Below are 23,329 nucleotides of genomic sequence, written 5' to 3' on the forward strand. Positions count from 1 at the left end.
AGACGCGCAATCTGATGGTTTCCCGCAGAAATCAGATTCCGTTTTCGATGACGAGACGCCTCCCGACGACTAAAAATAGCAGGGTATTCGACGCGCCGCAAGGGCGGTTCCGGCCGTCGCGAAGCGTCACGGAACTTCAAGGAAGGGGAGTCAATCATGAGGGAAATCACTACGTGCAGTCGTCGCAATTTCGTGCGGGGCGCCGCGCTGGGTGCTGCCGGCTTGGCCGCCGTGGGGCTGACCGCCTGCGCTCAACCGGCGGCGAAGGAGTCCATGGCCGATGCGGGCGACGGCGCCGCGCCCGAGCTGGCGCCGGCCGATGAGACCTGGGAGACCGACGTGCTCGTCATCGGTCTGGGCGCCTCGGGCCTGCAGGCGGCCCTGGGGGCTGCGGCCCAGGGCGTGGGCGTGCTGGCCGTCGACCAGGCGCCGGACATGGTGGGCACCACCAATATCACCACCTCGGGGTATCTGTGCGTGGGAGACAAGCTGCAGATGGCGCAGCCCTACCACTACGAGGTGCGCGAGGTGTTCGACAAGCTGAACGAATACTCCAACTACTGCTTCAACACCCAGGTGCTGAAGGCCATCCTGGACGCGTCGTCGCGCTCGTCGAACAACCTCATCGACGCGGGGTTGCCGGTGAAGGTGGTGGAGCTGCCCGAGCGCAAGGAGCTGACCGGCCCCACCCTCGGCCAGATCTGCGGCCATGCCTACGACTGCAAGGGCCAAGAACGCGCTGACATCTTCCAGGCCGCCCTGGACAAGGCCGGCGTTGATTCGCGCTACGGGGTCACGGCCGAGCAGCTTGTCTTCGACGGCGATGAGATTGTCGGCGTGCGCTGCACTCAAGACGGGAAGGCCGTCGACGTCAATGCGAAGGCCATCTGCCTGTGCACCGGCGGCTTTCTCGGCAACGAGGACATGGTGGCCCAGTACTTCGCCGGATCGCGCGTGGTGCCCATGGGCAATCCGGCCTGCAAGGGCGCGGGCATCACCATGGCGCTCTCGGCAAAGGGCCAGATGGGCAAGGCGTTCTCGCTGAGCAGCAACGAGTATGGCGGTGCCAACTTCGACGCATCGCCCATGTTCGCCTTCCGTCCCGGCAGCGGGTCGAACGAGGCGCTGCGCCTGGTGCTGCTGGGCAGCATCATCGTGGACTCCCAGGGCAACCGCTTTGTGAGCGAGGAGATCGCCAACAAGGAGGCCATGCACTGCGCTGAGCCGTTCATCCGCGCCAAGACCTATTACACGGTGGTCGACCAGGACTTTATCGACTATGTGAAGTCGAAGCCCCTGGGCGAGACCATGGGCGACGGCCGCATGAAGAAGATGTTCGCCGACGTGATGATCGAGACCTTGGACGACGACCTGGAGGCGGCGCTGGCCGAGGGCTGGGTGGCGAAGGGCGACACTATCGCCGAGCTGGCCGCGGCCTACGACCTGCCCGATCTGGAGAGCACTATCGAGACCTACAACGGCTACTGCGAGACCGGGGTGGACGAGCAGTTCTACAACGCGCCCGAGTTCCTGCACAAGGTGGCCACGCCGCCGTTCTACATCGTGCAGTCGTTCCCGGCCGGCTGGCTCACCCTGGGCGGCGTGAAGTGCGACGCCAGCTGCCAGGTGGTGGACGCTGACAACAAGCCCGTGGAGAAGCTGTTCATCGCCGGTGCCGACGCCGACCTGTTCTGCGCTCCCTATATTGCCGGCGGCAGCGCCAACGGCTTCGCCCAGGCCTCGGGCCTCATCGCTGGCGAATCCGCCGCCGCCCTGGCGAAGGCCTCCTAGGGCGCGAGCTTACTGTTGCGACGGGCCGGGCTGCACCGACCGGGTTGTCGCGGCGCCGGGCTGTGCCGATTGGTGCTCTGCTCGGGTAACAAGGTCGCCTGCCGGAGTGGCGTCCTGGCGCAGCAGCATCCGATGCGGATCCTTGCCACCAATGTCCCTCCCCCTCTCCCTCCACCGGCCCCAATCTTCGGGGCCGGTGGGACGTGGATGCGGCCTGCGATGCATGCCAGCTGCGGCCCCGGGGGGGCAAGGGCTGCAGCTGCCGGTCCGGCCGAGGGCGGGTGCGCTGGCAGCGCTGCAGAGGACGAGGATGGCCGGGGTGGCGTGACGGGGTGGCGTGACGGGCCTGGCGCTCATCAAGGAAGCCGTGGGCCGTCGTCTGTCGTCTGCCATCTGTCGTCGAAAGGCGCCAGCTAGTACTTCTCCCAGAGCTTCAGTTCCAGGTAGGAAGCGGTGACACCGGCGATGAAGGCGGCGACGATGAGGGCGAATACGACATTGGCGGCCTTGGGGCTCAAGAGCGCAAAACCCTCGCAGACCACGGGGAAGATGACCCACACGTAGAGCATGGCGGCCAGGCCGATGAAGAAGTCGTTCACGAGCCACGCCTGGCCGAACACGTTGCCCGGCAGCTGGGAGTTGTCCCAGAAGGGGTATTCGCCGGTGGCCGGATCGGGCTGGTTGATGAGCCAGCCCATGACCAGCTCCAGCACCATGGCGATGACGATGGCCAGAACGAGCGACTCCAGAAACGCGCCCCAGAGGGTCTTGCGACGCAGGATCAGCCGCTCCTTCAAGGGCTCGATGAGCAGGGTCATGAACACGGCGCCGAAGCCGTAGACCCAGTAGGGGTGGTACCACGGGTCGGTCCACACGGCGTAGTCGTCGGCCACGATGCCGAAGCACTGATCCATAAGCCAACAGTAGGGCATCTCCAGCCAGTGCCCCACCAGGCAGCACAGGCAGAAACACACCAGCACTGCCCGCCAAAACGGCCAGGTGAGCGGTGCGAAATAGCCGATCTCGTCTTTCTCGGTCGGCTTATGGAACTTGAGGATGGCCATGGAGGCTTCTTCTCTCGGACGGATGATGGACTCAGGTTACTCCCTCGCGCGTCGTTTCGCCGCGCCATACCCGAGTCTTTGACTCACCGTTGCCGCTATGTTGCCGAGGGGGCTGCTGAAGAGGCTGTTGGGGGGGTAGCGCACCGTCGACGGGGCGGGGTAGGGACGTCTTGCGCGCCGTGGGGGACGGGGTGGCCGACGCGCGCCGCGGGGAAGGGGTTGCTTCGCGCGTGGATGCGACGAACTCGCCGCTGGGTTTCCGTAAGGTGGTTTTTTGTGCAAGAAACTCCGATATATAGACATCCTGAAAAGCGTGGGAAGCTTTCCGCATGAGACCGCGGAAAGAAATGCCTGGTACATGGCGCTGGCGTCGGCGAAAAAGAGGACCGAAGGCGCAGAGGTGGTCCGCTGATGTCTACTTATCGGAGTTTCTTGCGCAAAACCTGCGCACATCGGCGCCGCAACGCGGCGCGGCCGGAGGTGGAGGCGATCATGGGGCGCGGCTGTCGGGTCGCGGCAACCGCTACAGGGTGCCGGATCAAGGCGCCGATGGGAAGCGGCGATCGGCAGAGCGCCGTCGCGCGGTAAGGGCGATCGGAGGTGCAGGGCAGCTGCAGCGGGAAGCGGTGACCGCCGACGGGAAAAGCCGTGGGGAATGGGGGCGGCCTCTTCCGTCGGCGGCGGGGGGCGTGGTACGCTGCTCGGCGAAGCAAACGTGCTGTGACTGACGGGTAATCGCGGGGAACCGCGGGGGAGCAGCGCGTCCATTTCCGCCGACCGTCTGGGCAAGCTCACTCGCAAGGGTGGCTTGCCCTTTTTCATGGGCGGAATGCGGAGAAGGGCGGAGGCCGCAAGCGCCGACCGCGCAGCGTTGAGCAACGTGAGAGAAAGGGAAGTCCGTGCAAGATCTCGTCGAACTGCTGAAGAACAACCCCTACCCGGGCCGCGGCATCGTGGTGGGGAAGGACACCGTGTACTACTTCATCATGGGCCGAAGCCTTAACAGCCGCAACCGCATCTTCGCCATCGAGCCCGACGGCATCCGCACCGAGGCCCACGACCCGGCGCTTTTGGAGGATCCGAGCCTCATCATCTACCATCCGGTGCGCACCATGGGCGAGGCGCTCGTGGTGACCAACGGCGACCAGACCGACACTATCGTGGAGGCGGGCGACTTCCGCGCCGGCTGCATGGCCCGCGAATATGAGCCCGATGCGCCGAACTTCACCCCGCGCATCTCGGCCATCGTGAACCCCGACGGCTCCTTCGAGCTGTCTATCCTGAAGCACGGGGCCGACGATCGCTGCATTCGCGAGTTCTTCGCCCATGAGGGCGTCGACGAGGGCTGCGGCTACTTCATCAGCACCTACCAGGGCGACGGCAACCCGCTGCCCACTTTCGCCGGCGAGCCCATTCCCGTTGCGCTGCCCACCGCCGACGAGCTGTGGGGCGCGCTCAACGACGAGAACAAGGTGAGTCTGTACGCCAACGTGAACGGCGAGGTCACCCTCTACAACAAGAACCTCGGGGATTAATTGCACGCATCTCAACGGAGGTTGAGCATAGCGAAGATGCGGGGTGTTCTGACCGAGCGAGTTCCGCAGCGACTGGAAATGCCCAGTGGGCATTTCCACAAAGCGAGGACTGTCTGAGCGAATCAGAATACCGCGTAGCTTCGCCCTCGGTGATTTCCAACAACGAAAAGGAGAATCATGAACGAACTGGAACTGAAGTACGGTTGCAATCCGAACCAGAAGCCCTCGCGCATCTATATGAAGGACGGCAGCGACCTGCCCATTCAGGTGCTGAACGGCAAGCCCGGCTACATCAACTTCCTCGACGCCTTCAATTCCTGGCAGCTCGTGCGTGAGCTGAAGGAGGCCACGGGGCTGCCTGCCGCCGCCTCGTTCAAACATGTGTCGCCGGCCGGTGCTGCGGTGGGCCATCCGCTGACCGACACCGACCGCGCCATGTACTTCGTGGAAGAGGAGGGCGAGCTGTCGCCCATCGCCTGCGCCTACATCCGCGCCCGCGGAGCCGATCGTTTGTGCTCTTACGGCGACTGGGCCGCCCTGTCCGATGTGTGCGACGCCGACGTGGCCCGTTACCTGGCGAAGGAGGTGTCCGACGGCATCATCGCGCCGGGCTATACCGACGAGGCGCTCGAGATTCTGAAGACCAAGCGTAAGGGCTCCTTCAACGTGGTGCAGATCGATCCCGCCTACGTGCCGGCCGAGACCGAGCTGAAGGACGTGTTCGGCATCACCTTCGAGCAGGGCCACAACAACTTCGAGATCAACGAGGCGCTGCTGGAGAACGTGGTGACCGAGAACAAGGAGATTCCCGAGGCGGCCAAGATCGACATGATCGTGGCCCTCATCACGCTGAAGTACACCCAGTCCAACTCCGTATGCTACGTGAAGGACGGCCAGGCCATCGGCGTTGGCGCCGGCCAGCAGAGCCGCATCCACTGCACGCGCCTGGCGGGCAATAAGGCCGACAACTGGTGGCTGCGCCAGCATCCGCGCGTGCTGGGGCTGCCCTTCGTGGAGGGCATCCGCCGGCCTGACCGCGACAACGCCATCGACGTGTACATCTCCGACGAGTGGGAGGACGTGCTGGCCGATGGCGCGTGGCAGCGCGTGTTCACCGAGCGCCCCGAGCCGCTGACCCGCGAGGAGAAGAAGGCCTGGATCGCCGAGATGAGCGGCGTGACCGTGGGGTCGGACGCCTTCTTCCCCTTCGGCGACAACGTGGAGCGCGCCCGTAAGTCCGGCGTGGAATATATCGCCGAGCCCGGCGGCTCCATCCGCGACGACAACGTCATCGAGGTGGCGAACAAGTACGGCATCGCCATGGCCTTCACGGGCATGCGCCTGTTCCATCACTAGGATGCCCCGCTGCTGACGCGAGGGCAGCGACGCATCCGGGCCCATCGCGCCCGCATATAACAAACGCGCATCCGATCGGCGCTCTGGGAGGTTCCTGGGGCGCCGATCTTGTATAACGGAGGAAACGGCTTCGGGCCGTTGGCGCCGATCTGCAGCGGGTGCGGATGGAAGGGGAGCGTGGATAGTGAAGAGGCATTACTCGGCCGTTATCGTGGCGTGCTGCTTTCTGATTATGTTCGTGAACCAGGGGCTGCCGTCCACCTCCTTTAACGTGTGGCAATCCTATCTGGTGCAGGTGCCGGGCGTGGGCGACGGCGGCGTGGCGGCGGTGCTTCTGGCGCGCACGGCCGTGTCATTTCTGGCCATCTTCGCGGTGACGCCCTACTACAAGCGGCTCGACCTGCGCTGGGGCGTGGCGGCGGCCACTCTGCTCACCGTGGCCGGGTTCGTGCTGTACGGTTCGGCGGGCGATCGGCTGTGGCTGTACTGTGCGGGCAGCGTGCTGACCGGCGCGGGCTATGGGCTCGGCGGCGTGGTGGCCTCTACGGCGCTCATTGGGAACTGGTTCGCTGGTGACGTGGGCACGGCCGCGGGCATTGCCGGCGTGGGCAGCGGGGCGGCGGGCATGCTCGTCCCCTTGGCGGTGGCACCGCTTGTGCGCTATGCGTCGCTGGCCGACGCCTTCTTTGTTGTGGCGGCGGCAGCGGCAGTGCTGGGCCTGGTGATGTTCGCCTTCGTGCGATCTGAGCCCCAGCAGCTGGGCATGAAGCCCTTTCAGGTATCCAAGAAGCCCCCGCGCAGCCGAAGGCTGGCCGCCCGGGAGGCGGCGGCCCGCGCCTTCGAGGCTCCCGCGCCCCTGCCGGCATCTCAGCGGCGGCTCATGGGGGTGGCCTTGGCCCTGCTCGGCGCCGACGCGGTATCGGCCAGCGGGTACTTCTCGGTGCTTTTGTCCACCTCAGGCATCGACCTGTCCACGGCGGCTGCGGTGACGGCCCTGCTCGGGGCCTCACTGGCCCTGGGCAAGTTCTTGTCGGGGAAGCTGTTCGACATCATCGGCACCCGGGCGGCGTCGGCCCTGTTCTTCGCGGCGCTTGTGGCCGGGGCGGCACTCTGCGCCTTCGTAGGCATCGGCGGCGTGGGGGTGGCCTGCGCGGCGGCAGTGCTCTTCGGGGCCGGCTGCTCCCTTTCCACCACGGGGCTGTCGGTGTGGGCGTTGGAGCTATCGGCGCCAGCCGAGAAGATGAGCAACGTGCGCGACTTCATGATCGCCTACGCCTTCGGGGGTTTCGCCTTCAACGCCCTGCCCGGGGCCCTGAAGGCGGTCACGGGCACCTACGAGGCGGCCTTCGCCGTGTTCGCTGCGGGCAGCCTCGTCAGCGCGGCTCTGGTGCTGTTTGTGCTCGGCCGTCGCGAGCGCGCGCGGCGGCGTGGAGGGGGCGCGGCTTCCGCGGGCGCTTCCGCAAAATGACCGTAATGACGATTATCAGAACCCCGATGCCCCCAAGAGGGCTCGAAAGTGCGATTTTCAGAACTGAAGTGGCGATAAAAGCCGATTTTTCATCACGAAGGTTCTGATAATCGTGCATTTGGTGCAGAAGAGCGCGATAACTGGTGGCGAGGTCGTCGCTGCGCGTTTCGGCGCCGATGGCTCTGGCTCTGCTACACTGAAGGCGACGGGACGGCGCGAGCTTTGGCTCGGACGGGAAGGGAGACCCTATGCGTATCATCACCCGCGAGGATCAGCAGCAGCGCGAGCGGATGGCGCTGTCGGAAGACGCTGCATTCGCCGAGGAGAGCGAGGGCCGGGCGCGCTCGAGCGACCCGGATGTGCTGCGCACCGACTACCAGCGCGACCGCGACAAGATCCTGCACGCGAAGTCGTTTCGCCGGCTGTCCCACAAGACCCAGGTGTTCCTCGCTTCCGAGGGCGATCATTTCCGCACGCGGCTGACCCACACGCTGGAAGTGGCGCAGATCGCCCGCACCATCACGCGGGCCCTCGGGCTGAATGAGGATCTGACCGAGGCCATCTCGCTCGGTCATGATCTGGGTCACACCCCCTTCGGCCACACCGGCGAGGCGGCGCTGTCGGCAGCTTTGGCGCGGCATGCGGGCATCGATCCGGAAAGTCCGGCGGCTGCGGCGCTGTACCGCCACAACGAGCAGTCGGTGCGCGTGGTGGAGCGCATCGAGAACGGCGGCGCGGGCCTGAATCTCACCTTCGAGGTGCGCGATGGCATTCTGAACCACACGGGGAATCTGCGGGCGGAAACCCTGGAGGGCCGCATCGTGGGCACGGCCGATCGCATCGCGTATGTGAACCACGACATCGATGACGCCATCCGCGCGGGCATTCTGCGCGAGGCCGACCTGCCGTCCAGCACCCACGCGGTGCTCGGCACCGATCACTCCGCGCGCATCGAGACGCTCGTGCGCGACATGGTGGAAACCTCGGCGGCTGCGGGCGATATCCGCATGAGCGAGGCGGTGTGGGATGCCATGATGGAGCTGCGGGCGTTCCTGTTCGCCAACGTGTACACGGCCGAGCCAGTGATGACGGAAGTGGAGAAGGCGACGCACTTGATCGGGGACTTGTTCGACTACTACGCCGCGCACATCGAAGAGGTGCCAGCCGACTACCGTGCCATTTCCGACGGCGATGACCTGCGCGCGGTGACCGACTACATCGCCGGTATGACCGACCGCTACGCCACCGCCACCTACCAGCGCCTGTTCATCCCCCACGCCCTGTCGTACTAACTGGGGGGTGCGGGCTGCGGGCGGGGATGCGGACGGTTGCCGCGGGGCCTTCCCGCGCCGAGCGGCGCAAAAGGCGAACAGTCCAGAGGGCGAGCAGCGCGGGAGGGGGGGGCGAACCCATGAGGGTGCGCATGCCCTGCGAGGGCTTTCCTGCGAAGCCGTCCCGCGGGAAAATTCCACGGAAGATCTGAGGCCTCTCATACTCCCACAGTCAGGGACAGCACATAGAATGGGACGCGCACGCATACGACGGCACCGGCGGCCAGCGCAGTTGCTGCGGCGAGGCGCCGCCGGGCTGTTCGCGGCTGCTCGCTGATGCGGGGCGCTTGGGCGCGCAGCGCGAGAGCGATGGAGAGGCCGGACAGGATGGCGAAAGCGCTCACGAACCACCAAAAGTGGGGCACGAGGGCGTCGGCGTTGACGAGGGCGCTGCTGACGGGGGCGAGCGACCGGTGGAGCAGCGCCATGGCCCCCAGTTCCGCCATGGCGCCGAGTATCTGGATGCCCACGATGGCTCGTGCGGCTGGGCGGGGAAGGGGAGCTCGGGCAACGTTCAAGGTGAGCAGGGCCAGGGGCGCGCCCAGCACGAGGGCCGAGAACCAGCAGAGCGCTGGCGAGATGGGCAGGTTCCACACGGGCACCGTGGGGATGGAGTAGGCCACCGAGACGGCGTATATCATGACACAGGCCGCGACGCAGGTGATCGAAAGCCACGCTTTCCCCACGTTGAGGGGCAGGCGGCGGGTAGCCAGGCTCAGCCAGAACAGCCAGGCGAGGGAGAGAAAGGCCAGAATGGCCGCCATTTCGTTCGAGAGCGGCGAGCGCCCCACGCCGAGCAGCACGTACAGCGCGTTGCGCGGTGTGCCCAGGTGGGTAGCCGCGATCACAAGCCCCAGCATGCACAGGGCGATGGGAATAAGCAGGCTGCGCTGGAGGCGGAACAGCCAGGGTGCGTCGCGCGGCGCGCTTAAGATGCGCATCGCGACCAGGATGAAGGCCACGGCCCCCGCCGGCGAGAGGGCCGTGAACAAGAGCAACTGAATATGGAAGCCGGTGGGCACAGGCCTTACACCTCCTGGGGGTTGGCGACGAACCCCGTGCGATCGTCGGACGGCTGGGCGCAGGATGCGGGACGAATGACCAGATGCGGATCGGTGAAGGTCTCCACAGGCAGCGGTGCCACGGCGCGAACGCAGCCTGCCTGGGCGCCCAGCTCTTCAAAGGGCCCGAAGCCCAGGGCCCGAACGGGGCAGGCGGCCACGCACACCGGCGCCCTTCCCGCTTGAAGGCGGTCGTAGCAGCCATCGCACTTCTCGCTCTGCTTGGTCTCGGCGCTCACGTGGGGTGCGTGGTAGGGGCAGGCGATCTCGCAGTAGCCGCAGCCGACGCAGACGTGGTGGTCGACGCGCACGAGTCCCTCGGGCTCTTTATGCATGGCACCGGTGGGGCACACCTGCACACAGACGGCTTCTCCGCAGTGGCAGCAGGATAGCGAAACGCTGTAAGCCCACGCGCGATGGGTCAGGCTGCCGTTGTCGCAGGTGTCCCAGCGGCCCCCTTCGTAATCGTAGATGCGCCGGTAGGTTAGGGAGGCGTTCAGATCGTGGTAGTCTTTGCAAGCGGCCTCGCAGGTCTTGCATCCCGTGCAGCGCGTCCCGTCGAAGAAGAATCCGTACTCCACCGTCGCCCTCCCTTCATGGCAAGGGGCCCCTCTGGGGAGGGGCCCTGAAAACGTCGACTTCTAGGCTACTTCGAGCGGGTTGGCCAAGAAGCCCGTATCGATGGACGGGGAGTCCGCTGCCGCCGGCGGCTTGATGACCAGATTTGGGCCCGTCATCGCCGAGTCGGCCAGCGGGGCCAGATCGCTCAGGTCGCCATAGGCTGCACGCAGTTCGTCGATGACGCCGAAGTCGAGGGCTCGCACCGGGCAGGCGTCCACACAGATGGGGCGCCCGCCGGCGAGCACGCGCTCCTTGCAGCCGTCGCACTTCACGCAGACTGACGCCGCGTCGTCGAGCTTCGGAGCGCCGTAGGGGCAGGCCGTGGTACAGCTGCCGCAGCCGATGCACGTGGCGGTATCTACGCCTACGAAGCCGGTCTTCTCGTCCTTGATGAGCGAGCCGGTGGGGCAGATCTCCACGCAAGCCGGGTTGTCGCAGTGGTTGCACCCGTCGGACAGCGCATAGCCGAAGGTGTCGGTGGTCCAGCACCCGTTGGCGTCCGATGTCCACATTCCGCCCTCGAAATCCATCACCTTGCGGAAGGCGATGTCGGGGCCCAGATCGTTATAGTCCTTGCAAGCCAGCTCGCAGGTCTTGCATCCCGTGCAGCGCGAGCTGTCGATGTAAAAGCCATATTGCGTCATAGGGGTCTCCTTTGTTGACTAAACGCGGCTACAGCTTCGTAACCTGGCAGATGGCGGAATTGGAGCAGTTGTGCTTCGAGAGGGGCGAGGGATGGCTGTTGCACAGCACATTGATATTGCCGCCGCGGTCGATGCCGTCGCCGTCGAAGTCGATCTGCGCCCAGGCGCCCTCGGGCATGCCCACCTGGCCGGGGATGATGCGCGGCGTCACGCGGGCCTCCACGTGCACCTCGCCCCGTTCGTTGGTCACGCTCACCATATCGCCGTTCTTGATGCCGCGCGGCTCGGCGTCGGCCGGGTTGATGAGCAGCTGCTGGCGCGTGGCCTGGCGCAGATTCTCCAGGTTGTGAAAGGTGGAGTGGAAGCGTTGGCGCGGATGCCAGCCCGATAGGTACAGCGGGTAGTCTTCGGTGCAGGCCTCATAGCTTTCGAAGCCGGGGGTGTAGATGGGGATGGGGCTGATGACGTCGGTGGGATCGTCCAGCTCCCAGGTGGCGGCGATGTTGGCCAGACGCTCGCAGTACACCTCGATCTTGCCCGATTCGGTGTCGAGAGGCGCTGCCTCGGGGTCGGCGAAGAAGTCCATCATCTTGCTGGTCACTTCGATCTCGCTCGTCCAGATGTGGTCCTTGCTGATCTCCTCCCAGGTGGGCATCGTCTCGTAGCCGGGCATCTGGGCGGCGTAGGGCTGGTACATCTCCCAGGAGAACTGCTGCCATTCTGCCCAGGTGCGGCCCTCGGTATAGGCCTCTTCCACACCGAGAATGCGGGCGATATCGGTGCACACGTCGTACATGTTACGGCATTCCTCGGGCGGCTGCACAATGGAGTCGATGTGCAGCTGACCGACGAACTCGCCGGCCGTGGCCAGGGCGATGACCGATGCGCATTCGTTGCGGGTGATACCGGGCAGGATGATGTCGGCGTAGGAGGCGGTGAAAGTCATGAACATATCTTGGGCCACGATGAACTCGCACTTGTTCTCGTCCTTCATGATCTCGTGGGAGCGCCGTAGGTCGCCGCGCTGGTTCAGCAGGTTGGTGCCGTCGAGCCAGAGAAACTTGATGTCGGTTGAGAGCTTGTCGGCGCCGGTCACGCCGTCGCGGGTGGCGGTCATGGCGTGGCCGTGGTCCACGGCGTCCACCACGCTGATGCAGGAAATCATGGTTTTGACGGGGTTCTCGCCGCCGGGGATGGTGGTGAACGGGTTCACGAGGCCCACCGACACGCCGTCGCGCATACCGGTGTTGCAGCCGACACGGCCGATGTTGCCGGTAATGATGGGCAGCATGGCGATGGCGCGACAGGTGCTCTCGCCATTGCCATGGCGCTGCGGGCCCCAGCCCTGGCTGATATAGGCGGCCTTGGCGTTGGCTAGCTTGTGGGCCAGCTCGGTGATGCGCTCGGCGGAGATGAGCGTGATGGGGGCGGCCCATTCGGGGGTCTTCGGGATCATGTCGTAGCCCGTGCCCATGATGTAGTCCTTGTAGGACAGATGCTTGCCGCGGGCGCTTTCGGGCATGGTGGACTCGTCATAGCCGATGCAATACTTGTTCACCCATGCCTCATCGATCGCGCCCTCGCTGATGAGTACGTAGGCCATGGCCGAGGCGAGGGCCGCGTCGGTGCCGGAGCGGATGGGCTGCCATTCCTCGGGGTGCCCCACGCAAGAATCGTTCATCCAGTAGTCGATGGTGATGATCTCGACGCCCTTCTCGCGGGCGCGAGCGAGGTCGTAGTTGGCCGAGGCGCCGCCCATGCGGGTGGTGGCCGGGTTGTTGCCGAACTGGATGACCAGGTCGGAATGCAGCGTGTTGGTCATCGAGGAACCGTTGGGTCCGCCGGAACCCATCATGTAGGGCATGATGGTCTCGAGCTGGCCGCGAGAGTCCGAGCCGTAGCCGCCCAGGTAGCCGCCCAGGCAGTTCAACAGACGCTCGAGGGCCTGATCGTTGCGGATGGCGGTCACGCCCGAGTGGATGGCCTCGTTGCCGTAGGTGTCGATGGTGTACTTCAGCTTCTCGGCGATAGTCTGCACTGCCTCGTCCCAGCTGATGCGCTCGTACTGGCCGCTGCCACGCGGGCCCGTGCGCTTGAGGGGCCACTTCAGGCGGTCGGGATGCTGGTGCCACTGGCGCATGGACCGTCCGCGCAGGCAGCAACGGGCCTGCACGCCGCCGAACTCTCCGTCGCCACGGTCGTCGGCCTCGACCAAGGTGATGGCGCCGTCTTTCACGTGATAGCGCAGCGGGCAGATCGTCTGGCCGCAGCCGTCAGATTTGCAGGTGCCCCAGAACACCTCGTCCTGCTCGGCTGGATGGGCGACAGTTGGTGCCGCCCCCGTTTCACTCAGCGGCTGCTCCTCCTCGGGCGTGCTGCAGCCGTACAGCGCGCTACCGCCGACGCCGGCCAGAGCCGCTAGCGACGAGCCCTTCAAAAAGGTGCGCCGCGAAACGCCGCTCGTCTTCTCAATCGTCTCGGTCATATGTCCCCCTTCGTCTTCGTTGCGGAACCAATAGGGTCACTGTGCCATATCCCCTCCTTCGACTGATACCGTGAAACGGGTGAAATAGGGAACTTTTCTGCGGTAAAAAAGCGAAGAGAGCGACCTGTGTCATGGAAAAGAGGGGTGGCGGAGCCGGGAGAGGAGCCATGGGGGTAAAAGGGGGAGGGTATTTCACTCTAATTGGGTGAACGCCTTCGAGGGGCTTTGATACACTGAAGGGGCGCTGTCGACGAAGAAGCGGGGAGGACGGGCCATGGCGCGCGGTATGTTTTCACCGAACGTGGCTTCGTTCGGCTTCGGATTGTTTTTCGCTACCCACGCCATGTCGGTGTGGGGCGGTGCTTTCCCCCTGTTGCCGACTGATTTCCAAACCTACGATGTGCTCATCACGTTCTTCTTGGTAGAGTCGCTTGCCTTCTGCGCTATGCTCGCCGCGGCTATGGGGTTGTCCTATTTTCGCCCGGCGCTTTTGCGGCACCGTTCATCGGTACTGGGCAGTCCCTTTATGACGGCGGGGTCCCTCTGTCTGATCGCGCCTTTATATGTCGAGCCTATCATGATGCTGTGTGTGGTGGTGGGAGGCGCGCTGCTCGGCGTCGGCTCGGCTCTGTTCTTCCTATCGTGGCAACGCTATTTTGCATCGCGCGATGAGGAGCGCGGAGCCCTCGATCTCATCGTGGGCATGGGGCTGGCGGCGCCTCTTTACGCTTTGATGCACCTGATCCCCGGTGCGGTGGCGGCATTTTCCATTCCGCTCGTGTTCATCCCGCTTTCCGAAGTGTGCCTCATGGACGCCTCGCGGTCCATGAGCTTTGATCAGCCGATGTTCGCCGATGAGCCGCGCCGTCACCGCGGGGTGTACGTCCATGCGCTCGGAGTCTCGCTCAAGAGCGCGTTGTGCGTCGGCGCCTTTGGATTCGCCAGCGGGGTGACGCGGGCCATCGCGGTGCGCGATCCGGCCATGGGTGCCATTGTGAACGGGGCAGCGATGGCGGGTATCTTTGTGGCCTGCGTGGCGCTGATCTGGTTGTGGCGGCGCCACTCGTTCTCCTTCGACACCTCGGCCCTGTTTCGCCTGGTGTCGCCAGTGGTGGTCACGGCCTTCCTGTTGCTGCCCTATTTGAACGAGACCTATCTGCATTGGTTCTCGGGCATCATGTACATGGTGTTCAGCTTTGCCGTGATGGTCATGATGGTGCAGTGCATGCAGGTGGCCCGCAACGGCGGCATCAGCCCCACGTTCATCTACGGATTCTTCGCCGGCATCGTGTACGGGCTGCAGGCCTGCGGATTCGTTCTGGGGTACTCGGCCGATGCTCTGTGGCTGCGGGCATCTCCGCAGTTGGCGACGTTCGCTCTGGTGTCGACCTGGGTATTCGTCATGGCGAGCGCTTTGGCGGCGCGCCCGTCGCGGGAAACGTCGCCGGCTCTGAGCCAGGCGGAGTTTGTGGCCTGGGAACGACCGGCAGTCGTGGCGGCGGGGCGGGGCTCGGACGCCGGGTTGGAAGAGGCATCGGGCGCTGATGCCAGGGGTGCCGTCGCGGTCGCGGAGCGAGGGACGGGGGTGGCGGCTGAGGCCGAAAGGCATCGCGGCCGTCGTCGGCGCGGAGAGGCTGCGGCACCGGCCATCAAGGACCGTGTCTCGAAGCAGTGCCAGGTGCTCACGAGGCGCTACCTGCTCACGACGCGCGAGTCGGAGGTGATGGAACTGCTGGTGCGCGGAAACACTGCGGCCGATATCGCGAAGAAGCTCACCATTTCCGAGAACACGGCGAAGACTCACGTCAAGCGTCTGTACGCCAAGTTGGATGTTCACAAGCGCCGTGACCTGCTCGCTCTGTTCGAAGAGCTCGACCGTGAGAGTGTCGGTTGAGGTCGCAGAGTCGAATGGCCGGGAGGGTTGGAGGCTAAGCTTGTCCCCGCGTCTCGTACGCCTTCGTAGGGGCGGGCTTCAGCCCGCCCGTTCCGCCCGGTAAGGCTTACCTGGTTGCGGGCGGCCTGAAGGCCGCCCCTACAAGGGTCGGCGGTGCAGAAGTTTACCCCCGTAGGGGCGGGCTTCAGCCCGCCCACCCACCCACCTAGCAAGATCGCCCCTACGAGAACCTCTCGGGTGACGGGCGGGATTGCTTGCTTCGCCCCTACGCTGCCGAGCCGGGGCCGCGGGGGATATCGGGGGCGGGGCGGCTCCGACGGGCGAGGGCGTCCACGAGGAGGGCGGCGGCCAGTCCCGCCAGCGTTCCTACAATGGCGCCGGCCAGCACGTCGGTGGGGTAGTGCACGTAGCAGTACATGCGCGACAGTCCCATGAGGGCGGCGGCAACGGTCACTCCGGCGGTGAGCTCCCAGGGGGCCTTCGGGTTGCGGGCGAACCACAGTGCGGCGGCCGCGCCGAAGGCGGCGGTGGTGTGGCCCGAGGGGAACGACGAGCCGTGGGGCCGCGGGACGAGCATGGCCACGGCTGCGTTCACGTCGCAGGGTCGCGGGCGCATGAGCAGCGGCTTTATCAGAAGGTTCGTCACGATGGCGCCCAATACCAGCGCCACCAGCACCGCGATACCCAGCTTGCGCGTGCGCCGTATGCCCAGCAGTACCAAGCCCAGCGCGATCCACAGCGCGCCACTGTCGCCCATGCGGGTGAACGTCGCCACCACCGGGTCCAGCCACGGCCCGTGCAGCCCTTGCATGGCGTCCAAAATAACAAACTCGTTCACAGCGCTCCCTTCAGTTCGCCCCCGAATCCTAGCGGAACCGCTCTGCGGCGGCAACTGCCCGCACCGTATCCGCGCATGGGGTGCGGGCCCGCGGTGGCTGCGGAGCGCTCGTGTTTTGGCGCAGTGCCGTCAGCGGGGTTCTTTCAGGGTGGCGATGAGTTCTTGCTTGGTTTTCACGCCGAATTTCTCGTAGATATGGCGGGCATGGGTCTTCACGGTGCTGTGGGACAGCACGAAGCGCTCCTCGATGGCGGGTAGGCTGTAGCCTTCGATGAGCATGAGGAACACTTCGGTTTCGCGGGGCGTGAGGCCTTGGGTGCGGGCAGCGGCCTCGAAGCGCTCGCGCTGGCTCGGCGGCTCGGGGGAGGTGTCTTCGGCCCCGGCGCTGGCCTCGGGTGCGGTGATGCGCTTCGCGCTGTGGCGGTAGAGAAGCAGGGCGACGGTGAGGGTGTAGATGACGATCAGCACCAGGGCGGTCAGCGAGAGCGTGCCCTGGGCCACCTGCACTTTAAAGAAGTAGGCAAGCGGGGCGGCCAGAAGCAACAGGGCGTTGAGGATCGCCCATCCGCCGATGAGGGCGACAAAGGGGTCGGCGCCGCGCTCGTCGGCGATTTCCGGTAGAACAAGCCACATGAGCGCATAGAAGAACGTCCAACTGGAGCTGATGAGCGCAACGGCCAGGGTGGAGGTCAGCTCTTGGGGGCCCGGCAGCAGCGCGAGACCCAACAGGGTGAGGAAGAACAGCGGGGCGATGATCTGCTGGATGTTCGGTGTGAAGTGCGTGCGCCGCAGGTACAGCAACAGCAGGCCCATGCCGCCGATGCGGATGATTGCGGCCGCCAGCTGTTCGAGCCCCTCGTGGGGCACGGGGAGGTCGAAGAACACGAGGATGCGGAACAGGAGGGCGTAGCTCGCCATGAGCACGATAAGCTCCCAGGGGATGACTGCGAGGGCGGCGAGGTTGCCGCGCGGGGTAGTGGCGGACGGGTTTGCGAGCGCGGCGGTGGGCGCGGTGTCGGGGGCTGCAGAGGGGCTGAAGGCCGCCCCTGCCGAGGAAGCGGAAGGGGAGAGGGGGCCGGCTGGGCTCGCGGGCGGCCTGACGCCCGCCCCTGCGGAGGGGGCTCCCGCCAGGAGGCTGTCGGTTGCACCCACGGAAGGAGCTTCCGCCGGAAGGGTGTCGGTCGCGGTCGGCCGCGCCGCCACCAGCAAGGGCAGGGCGCTTCCACAGGCGAGGGCCAGGTAGCAAGGGGCTGCGGCGACCGGCGGCAGGGCGGCCATAACGGTGAAGACGATCACGGCTAAAAGGGCGGCACCAGCGATGGACTTCGTGCGCTGGGCCTTCTCGAGGCCGGTGAGGTATTCTGCCCAGCACAAGAGCAGCCATGGGTGTGCCACGCCGATGAGGCACTGGGAGATCAGGTACAGCGCGGGGCTGTGGCCGGCATAGAACATGAGGACGAGTCCGACAACGAGCACCGCGCCGCCCGTGGCCGTGCCGAGCCGATGGTGCAGGAAGCGGTGCCCGCGCAGCGCCGCGATCACGGCGACGATGAGCACCGCCACGGTGAGTGCGCGCGCGATCCAGAGGAAGACGAGCGGGTAGCCGGCGGTCTTCGCGGCGGAATTCGCGGCCTATGGCGAGCTGTGCGCCCAGGGGGAGGATCCGGTGTTCTTCAAGGACGCGAAATATCTGGTGCCCTACGGGGACGGCCCCTACTACGCGGTGCGCATGGCCCCCACGCCCTTCGGCACCTGCGGCGATCTCGCGGTGACGCCCGCCATGGCCGTGAAGGGCACCGAACCGGGAACGACGGTGCCGGGCCTGTACGCCGTGGGCACCGAGACTGTGGGCACCATGCACAACGACTACTACTGGGCACTCGGCCAGACGGTGGGCTGGGCCCACACCTCCGGCGTGCTTGCCGCCGAGGAGATCGCCGCCAACGTGCTGTAGGCCCGCGGCGCCGAGCCCCGGTCGGCGGGTCGCGGATTGCACCTGCGCCGGTTGCGCCGGTTGCGCCGGCTGCGGCTTGTGGCCCGCGGTTCGCGACTTCCCTTACCCTCCCTCGAGACGGGGCCCCTGCGGGCCCCGTCTTTGTGCGGGCGAGCATCCCTGCGCCCTTGTGGGTTGGTGGGGCGCGAGGGTCGTGGTAGACTGGCGGCGTTATGTTCCGTTCGTCTTGCGAGGGTGACCATGCGCATTGAGGCGTTGGCATTGTTTCTTTCGGTGGCCCAGCATCGCTCGATTTCTTGCGCCGCGCGCCAGCACTACATCTCCCAGCAGGGCGCTTCGGCGATGATCAAGAGCTTGGAACAGGAACTGGAGGTGTCGCTGTTCGACCGCACGCCGACGGGGCTGCAGTTAACCGGGGCGGGCCAGGCTATCGCCAAGGAGGCCGCCGGGGTGTTGGCTGCCTATCGGCGCGTGCAGATTGCTGCGGCTCTGGGAGCCGAGGGGACGCCAGCTGCTCCGCTGACTATCGTGACCATGCCCTTTGTGACAAATCGGCTGGACAGCCTGTTCTCGGAATACGAGTCCATGGTGCCCGGCGTGCGTCTGCGCATCGTGGAGCGCAGTCTGGCCGACATCATCGAAACTTCCGAGGCCGACGACTCCGGCGCGCTGTACCTGATCGCGCTGCCCTCGTTCATGGACGCGGAGCAGTGCCAGGTGGGAGATCGCTTCAGGCCGCTCGTCTCTTGCGAGCTTATGGCGGTCTGCTCGCGGATGCACCCGTGGGCCGATCGCGATTTCGTGACCGCCGACGAGCTGTGCGAAACGGCTCTGGCCTGCTACAACGAGGAATTCCTTGGGCACATTCTGGGGCATATGACGCGCGGAGGCCGTCCGAACGTGCAGCTGCGCACGTCGAATCTGGCGATGATCGGTCGTGCGGTGGCCGCCGGCGAGATGGTCACCTTCACCGATTCTCTGTCGGTCTTTCTGGATCGACCGAATCCGGATACGGTGGTGGTGCCCATTCGCGACGGCGTGACGTTGAGCGTAGGTGTGCTGGGCGTTCCCGAGCAGGGTAGTCCGGCGGCGCGCTTCGCTCGCTTCTTCGAGCGCTACCTGGCGACATCCTGCGCCTCCTACATGGCGCGGCATTGGAGCGGTCGCGAGACGGCGATTGTTGGAGCGGGGGCACCGGCATGAGGTTTTCGCGCTACGAGATTCGGCCCGATCTGTGCCGTGCGTGCGGCGCCTGCGCGAAGGTGTGCCCCAAAGCGGCCATCGACCAGGACGACGAGCGCCGTTTCGTCATCATCCAGGAACGTTGCGACGGCTGCGGAACCTGCGCGGGATCCTGCAAGCTGCGTGCCGTCGTGAAGCGCAAGGGTCTGTTTCACTGAGAACCCCCCTACAATTTTTTGTTGTGCCTCCTACCGCTCCTTGCTGTTTGCGTCGTGCTCGCGCCGGTCGCACAATGGCGGGCAAGGGTATTGGCAAAGAAAGGAGGACGGATGGATTCGGTTATTCCGCTGCCCGACGGCGGCAAGATCGTCAAGACCAACTGCTTCGAGTGCCACGCGAAATGCGGTGTGCTATGCGAAGTGGACAAGGACGGCGAGCTCGTCAGCGTCAAGGGCAATCCGGAGGATCCGCGCAGCGAGGGCCGCATGTGCGGCAAGGGGCTTTCAGCCACGCGGATTCTCTACGACCCCGATCGTCTGCGCTGGCCGTTGCGGCGTGTGGGCGAGCGCGGCGAGGGGAAGTGGGAGCGCATCACCTGGGATGAGGCGCTCGATTGGCTTCAGGAGCGGGTGGAGGCGCTGACTGAGGAGTACGGCGCCGAGACCATCGCCTACGGTCAAGGTACGGGCCGCGGCACCAACCAGTGGACGGGCCGGGCCGGTAACGCGGGCGGTCGGGTGCACCACAGCCTGTCGCCGGGCAACATCTGCCTGGTGCCCATGATGGTACAGGCGTTCTTGCAGTACGGCATGTTCCCCACCTTCGACGGGTGCGATTTCGACAATGCCGACTGCATCGTGTTCTGGGGCGCCAATTCGGTGTGGACCGAGCCCACCTACACCTCGGGCCAGGTGGGCCGCAGTCGCGATCGCGGGGCCAAGCTCATCGTGATCGATCCCTTCTTCGAGCATCCGTTGGCGGCTAAGGCCGATCACTTCGTGGGACTGCGTCCCGGATCGGATCCTTATCTGGCCATGGCGTGGCTGAACGTCATCATGAACGAGGATCTGTACGACCACGAGTTCACCCAGAAGTTCACCAACGCCCCCATGCTGCTCATCGAGGGGGCGAACGTTCCGCTGAACGGGGCTTTGGTGGAAGAGGGCGGCAACCCTCAAAGCATGCTCGTGTTCGATAAAGCCTCCGGCCAGTTCGTGGACATCCACACGCCCGGTATCGACGAGGATATGAACTACCACGGTCTGGTGCAGCTTGCCGACGGTAGCCAGGCGCCGGTTACCACGGTGTGGAGCGCCCTGAAGCAGCGCGTCGACGAGTGGACGCCCGAGCATGCCAGCGAGATGTGCTGGGTGCCGGCTGAGGTTATCCGGCAGTCGGCCCGTACCTACGCGACGGCGCCGGCGGCCACCATCAACGTGTTTCAGGGCATTGAGGAGCAGACCAACTGCAAGGATACGCTGCAGCTGGTGAACATCCTTATCGCCATCTGCGGAAACCTGGAGAAGAAGGGCGGCAACCTGTCGATGCCCTTCTGGAACCAGATGGGGCCGCTGACCGGTGCCGAGCCCGAGACGCAGAAAGAACTGCGCATCGTAAACGACAAGGCCTCGGGCAGCGTCTATGGCATCTCGAACCCCACGGCGGTGTTCGAGGCCATGCGCACCGGAAAGCCCTATCCCGTGCGCGGCTACATCATGGTGCAGGGCAATCCGCTCTCATGGTCGGAGAACACGGCGCTTGTGAAGGAATCGCTGCTCTGCCTCGATTTGCTGGTGTGCATGGACTACTACATGTCGCCCACCTGCGAGCTGGCCGACCTGGTGCTGCCCTCCACTCACTGGACCGAGCGGGACTATCTGGCCGACGAGGTGTGCAGCGAATGGGTGTTCGGCCAGCAGAAGGCCGTGGAGCCGCTGTACGAGCGCAAGAGCGACGTGTGGTTCTGGCGTGAGTTCGGCCATCGCCTGAATCCGGAATGGTGGCCGTGGGAAACCGACGAGGAGTTGTTCGACTGGCAGCTTGAGCAGACTCATGCAGGCGTGACCTGGGAAGAGCTGAAGGGTAAGTGGATTCACCACGTGCCGCAGATGCCCTCGCGCGACTACCGCGAGCACGGGTTCCCCACGCCGTCGGGCCGCGCCGAGCTGTACGCGGTGGTGGAGCTGATCATGGGCGCCGATCCGCTGCCGGCGGCCAACGAGCCGAAGGAAAGCGTGTTCTCCACTCCCGAGATCGCCGCCGAGTACCCGCTGACGGGCATTACGGGGCGCCGCTATCCCATCTACTACCACTCGGCCTATCGCGGCATTCCGCATTTGCGCGAGATCGTGCCCGAGCCCCAGGTGATCTTCCACCGCTCCATTGCCGAAAAGCTGGGCATCGACTACGGCGAATGGGTGTGGATCGAGTCTCCGACGGGACGCATCACCATGAAGGCGCGCCCGACCGACGGCTTGGACCCCCGCGTCTGCGTCATTCCCCACGGTTGGTGGCAGGGCTGTGCGAAGCTGGGGTTGCCAGGGTATCCCGACGGTATGAGCAACGCGAACACGCTCACGAGCGATCGGGTGTACAACGACGAGTTCCTCACTCCCGGTCTGCGCAGCACGCTGTGCCGCATCGTGAAGAAGAAAGGCGGTGAGTAGCATGGAATCGACGTCGCAGAAGCACTACGGCATGGTGATCGACCTGGACAAATGCACGGGATGCCAGGCGTGCGCCGTGGCGTGCAAGATGGAGAACGACGTGGATCTGGGCGTGTTCTGGGAGCGCGTGTACCGCATGGGCCCCATCGGCCAGTTCCCCGACCAGCTGGAGATGTTCTACTTCCCGAACCAGTGCATGCATTGCGAGAACCCCAGCTGCATCACCGTGTGCCCCACCAAGGCCACCTACCAGACCGATGACGGCATCGTGCTGGTAGATGCGAACCTGTGCTTTGGCTGCCAGTACTGCATTTGGGCGTGCCCCTATGAGGCGCGCACGCTCAATCCCAACACCAAGACCGTGGAGAAATGCATCTTGTGCGTGCATCGTTTGGAGCAGGGCGAGCAGCCCATGTGCGCCTACACCTGCACGACGGGCTGCCGTGTGGCCGGCGACATGAACGACCCCGACAGCGAGATCTCCCGCATCCTGGCCGCCAACGCCGACCGTGTGTTCCGCGTGCATCCCGAGTTCGGCAACCAGCCCTCGGTGGTGTACCTCCTGCCTCGGAAAGGAGCTGAGACCCTATGCAAATCCATTGGCCGCTCGTAGTATCCACCGCGTGCCAGCGTGTGGGGCTGGGCCTGTTCATCTGCGCTTTTGTGATGGGCTCGCCGGTGCCGTTGGCGGTGGTGGCGTGGGTTACCTTAGGCCTGCTCGCCGTGGGTGGCATTGCGTCCATCTTTCACTTGCAGCGCCCGCAGCGCTTCTTCAACGCGTTTTCGAACTTCAAGTCGCACCTGACCCAGGAAGCCTTCATCACGCCGTTTCTCGGGCTGGCACTGCTGGCCTGCGGCCTGAACGGGGTGCTGTACGATCTCGGCGACGCTACCTTTGTCGTAGGGCTTGTGGCCGCGGTGCTGGCCGCCGCGTTTCTCGTATGCACCGGCCTGGCCTATCAGATGGGTTCCCGCCCGGCATGGAACACCCCCTTCGTGTTGGTGCTGTTCCTGCTGACGGCGCTTGAGGCGGGCACCATCGGTGTCGTGGTGCTGTGGCTGGTCGCCGGGGGGCTTGTGCCGGTGGCCTGCGTGGCGGTGGCGCTGGCGGCTACCGTGGTGTGCGCGCTGTGCCAGGCGGCCTATGTGCGCCGCATGCGCTCAGTGGGCTACGGGGTGAACGTGAACGCCACTGAGCCGCCTTACCGCTCCGTGTTCATCATGTGGGTGGTTATGGGTGTGGCGCTGCCGCTGGTGGCGCTCGGGCTCATGTTCGCTATGCCCGCCGCCGCGCTGGTGCTGGCGGCGCTGGCCTGGCTGTCCTGCGCTGGGGGCATCGCCGCCTGGACGGTGCTGTTCTTCAAGGGTGCCCATAAGGTGAAGCTGTTCCCCATGTATCCGGTCGATCTCAATTTAGACATGTAGTTTCGGTTCCTGTT

General features: G+C 65.3%; 18 protein-coding genes, 1 pseudogene and 1 riboswitch. Of the genes and pseudogenes, 12 read left to right on the forward strand and 7 right to left on the reverse strand.

Features of this window, described 5'->3' with window-relative positions; translation table 11 throughout:
- Positions 1-156 precede the first annotated feature (156 nt).
- Positions 157-1,791, forward strand: a complete 1,635-nt coding sequence (locus tag G503_RS0105370; RefSeq protein ID WP_028026769.1) for an FAD-dependent oxidoreductase — start codon at positions 157-159, stop codon at positions 1,789-1,791.
- A gap of 413 nt (positions 1,792-2,204) precedes the next feature.
- Here the strand turns inward: G503_RS0105370 and G503_RS13885 are convergent, their stop codons facing one another.
- Positions 2,205-2,855, reverse strand: coding sequence for a putative ABC transporter permease (locus G503_RS13885; RefSeq protein WP_051190959.1), 651 nt, complete (start codon positions 2,853-2,855; stop codon positions 2,205-2,207).
- Between the two features lie 710 nt (positions 2,856-3,565).
- Positions 3,566-3,649: riboswitch (ZMP/ZTP riboswitch) on the forward strand.
- Between the two features lie 105 nt (positions 3,650-3,754).
- Here G503_RS13885 and G503_RS0105380 point away from each other — a divergent pair.
- From G503_RS0105380 to G503_RS0105395, 4 genes are all read left to right on the forward strand, one after another.
- Positions 3,755-4,390, forward strand: coding sequence for an IMP cyclohydrolase (locus G503_RS0105380; RefSeq protein WP_028026770.1), 636 nt, complete (start codon positions 3,755-3,757; stop codon positions 4,388-4,390).
- A 177-nt stretch (positions 4,391-4,567) separates the two neighbouring features.
- Positions 4,568-5,746: a phosphoribosylaminoimidazolecarboxamide formyltransferase gene (locus G503_RS0105385; protein ID WP_028026771.1), complete on the forward strand. Its 1,179-nt coding sequence runs from the start codon at positions 4,568-4,570 to the stop codon at positions 5,744-5,746.
- Between the two features lie 184 nt (positions 5,747-5,930).
- Entirely contained in the window at positions 5,931-7,214 is a 1,284-nt protein-coding gene (locus G503_RS13890) for an MFS transporter (protein ID WP_051190960.1), read from the forward strand.
- Between the two features lie 248 nt (positions 7,215-7,462).
- The gene (locus G503_RS0105395; protein WP_028026772.1) at positions 7,463-8,506 is read left to right on the forward strand and encodes a deoxyguanosinetriphosphate triphosphohydrolase; all 1,044 of its coding nucleotides are present in this window, start codon (positions 7,463-7,465) and stop codon (positions 8,504-8,506) included.
- Between the two features lie 197 nt (positions 8,507-8,703).
- Here G503_RS0105395 and G503_RS0105400 read toward each other — a convergent pair whose 3' ends face one another.
- The 4 genes from G503_RS0105400 to G503_RS0105415 are packed head-to-tail and all read right to left on the reverse strand — an operon-like array spanning position 8,704 to position 13,356.
- On the reverse strand, positions 8,704-9,567 hold the full coding sequence (locus G503_RS0105400) for a dimethyl sulfoxide reductase anchor subunit family protein (RefSeq protein ID WP_028026773.1): 864 nt from the start codon (positions 9,565-9,567) through the stop codon (positions 8,704-8,706).
- 5 nt (positions 9,568-9,572) lie between these two features.
- Positions 9,573-10,187, reverse strand: coding sequence for a 4Fe-4S dicluster domain-containing protein (locus G503_RS0105405; protein ID WP_028026774.1), 615 nt, complete (start codon positions 10,185-10,187; stop codon positions 9,573-9,575).
- 60 nt (positions 10,188-10,247) lie between these two features.
- On the reverse strand, positions 10,248-10,871 hold the full coding sequence (locus G503_RS0105410) for a 4Fe-4S dicluster domain-containing protein (protein WP_028026775.1): 624 nt from the start codon (positions 10,869-10,871) through the stop codon (positions 10,248-10,250).
- A 28-nt stretch (positions 10,872-10,899) separates the two neighbouring features.
- Positions 10,900-13,356: a DMSO/selenate family reductase complex A subunit gene (locus tag G503_RS0105415; protein ID WP_028026776.1), complete on the reverse strand. Its 2,457-nt coding sequence runs from the start codon at positions 13,354-13,356 to the stop codon at positions 10,900-10,902.
- A 286-nt stretch (positions 13,357-13,642) separates the two neighbouring features.
- On the opposite strand from G503_RS0105415, the gene G503_RS0105420 reads away from it, so the two are divergent.
- The gene (locus tag G503_RS0105420) at positions 13,643-15,250 is read left to right on the forward strand and encodes a helix-turn-helix transcriptional regulator (RefSeq protein WP_169628145.1); all 1,608 of its coding nucleotides are present in this window, start codon (positions 13,643-13,645) and stop codon (positions 15,248-15,250) included.
- Between the two features lie 265 nt (positions 15,251-15,515).
- On the opposite strand, the gene G503_RS13895 is transcribed toward G503_RS0105420, so the two are convergent.
- Together G503_RS13895 and G503_RS15975 are read right to left on the reverse strand one after the other, a co-directional pair.
- Positions 15,516-16,088 (reverse strand): phosphatase PAP2 family protein, encoded by a 573-nt coding sequence (locus G503_RS13895; RefSeq protein WP_051190961.1) that lies wholly within the window; start codon positions 16,086-16,088, stop codon positions 15,516-15,518.
- Positions 16,089-16,217: 129 nt separating this feature from the next.
- The gene (locus tag G503_RS15975; RefSeq protein ID WP_084636305.1) at positions 16,218-17,651 is read right to left on the reverse strand and encodes a response regulator transcription factor; all 1,434 of its coding nucleotides are present in this window, start codon (positions 17,649-17,651) and stop codon (positions 16,218-16,220) included.
- 58 nt (positions 17,652-17,709) lie between these two features.
- Between G503_RS15975 and G503_RS0105435 the strand changes: the two are divergent.
- The 6 genes and pseudogenes from G503_RS0105435 to G503_RS0105460 form a co-directional block, all read left to right on the forward strand.
- A pseudogene (locus G503_RS0105435) lies at positions 17,710-18,042 on the forward strand (FAD-binding protein); the annotation flags it as partial.
- Positions 18,043-18,282: 240 nt separating this feature from the next.
- Entirely contained in the window at positions 18,283-19,245 is a 963-nt protein-coding gene (locus tag G503_RS0105440; RefSeq protein ID WP_028026779.1) for a LysR family transcriptional regulator, read from the forward strand.
- Entirely contained in the window at positions 19,242-19,442 is a 201-nt protein-coding gene (locus tag G503_RS0105445) for a 4Fe-4S binding protein (RefSeq protein WP_028026780.1), read from the forward strand. The genes G503_RS0105440 and G503_RS0105445 overlap by 4 nt, the downstream gene beginning before the upstream one ends.
- A 111-nt stretch (positions 19,443-19,553) precedes the next feature.
- On the forward strand, positions 19,554-21,890 hold the full coding sequence (locus G503_RS0105450; RefSeq protein ID WP_028026781.1) for a molybdopterin-containing oxidoreductase family protein: 2,337 nt from the start codon (positions 19,554-19,556) through the stop codon (positions 21,888-21,890).
- Between the two features lies 1 nt (position 21,891).
- Positions 21,892-22,503 carry a 4Fe-4S dicluster domain-containing protein gene (locus tag G503_RS0105455; protein ID WP_028026782.1) on the forward strand — a complete coding sequence of 204 codons (612 nt, stop codon included), beginning with the start codon at positions 21,892-21,894 and terminating at the stop codon, positions 22,501-22,503.
- A complete protein-coding gene (locus G503_RS0105460) occupies positions 22,479-23,315 on the forward strand; it encodes a DmsC/YnfH family molybdoenzyme membrane anchor subunit (protein WP_028026783.1) in 837 nt (278 codons plus the stop codon). Before G503_RS0105455 ends, G503_RS0105460 begins: the two co-directional genes overlap by 25 nt.
- Positions 23,316-23,329: the final 14 nt, after the last annotated feature.

It is taken from the genome of Adlercreutzia mucosicola DSM 19490 (assembly GCF_000422625.1).
GTDB classification, from domain to species: domain Bacteria; phylum Actinomycetota; class Coriobacteriia; order Coriobacteriales; family Eggerthellaceae; genus Adlercreutzia; species Adlercreutzia mucosicola.

Bases quoted from the DNA above. Each gene is read 5' to 3' on its own strand.
- G503_RS0105370 (WP_028026769.1), top strand. From the start codon at position 157: ATGAGGGAAATCACTACGTGCAGTCGTCGCAATTTCGTGCGGGGCGCC.
- G503_RS13885 (WP_051190959.1), bottom strand. From the start codon at position 2,855: ATGGCCATCCTCAAGTTCCATAAGCCGACCGAGAAAGACGAGATCGGC.
- G503_RS0105385 (WP_028026771.1), top strand. From the start codon at position 4,568: ATGAACGAACTGGAACTGAAGTACGGTTGCAATCCGAACCAGAAGCCC.
- G503_RS0105395 (WP_028026772.1), top strand. From the start codon at position 7,463: ATGCGTATCATCACCCGCGAGGATCAGCAGCAGCGCGAGCGGATGGCG.
- G503_RS0105410 (WP_028026775.1), bottom strand. From the start codon at position 10,871: ATGACGCAATATGGCTTTTACATCGACAGCTCGCGCTGCACGGGATGC.
- G503_RS0105415 (WP_028026776.1), bottom strand. From the start codon at position 13,356: ATGACCGAGACGATTGAGAAGACGAGCGGCGTTTCGCGGCGCACCTTT.
- G503_RS0105420 (WP_169628145.1), top strand. From the start codon at position 13,643: ATGTTTTCACCGAACGTGGCTTCGTTCGGCTTCGGATTGTTTTTCGCT.
- G503_RS0105440 (WP_028026779.1), top strand. From the start codon at position 18,283: ATGCGCATTGAGGCGTTGGCATTGTTTCTTTCGGTGGCCCAGCATCGC.
- G503_RS0105445 (WP_028026780.1), top strand. From the start codon at position 19,242: ATGAGGTTTTCGCGCTACGAGATTCGGCCCGATCTGTGCCGTGCGTGC.
- G503_RS0105450 (WP_028026781.1), top strand. From the start codon at position 19,554: ATGGATTCGGTTATTCCGCTGCCCGACGGCGGCAAGATCGTCAAGACC.
- G503_RS0105455 (WP_028026782.1), top strand. From the start codon at position 21,892: ATGGAATCGACGTCGCAGAAGCACTACGGCATGGTGATCGACCTGGAC.
- G503_RS0105460 (WP_028026783.1), top strand. From the start codon at position 22,479: ATGCAAATCCATTGGCCGCTCGTAGTATCCACCGCGTGCCAGCGTGTG.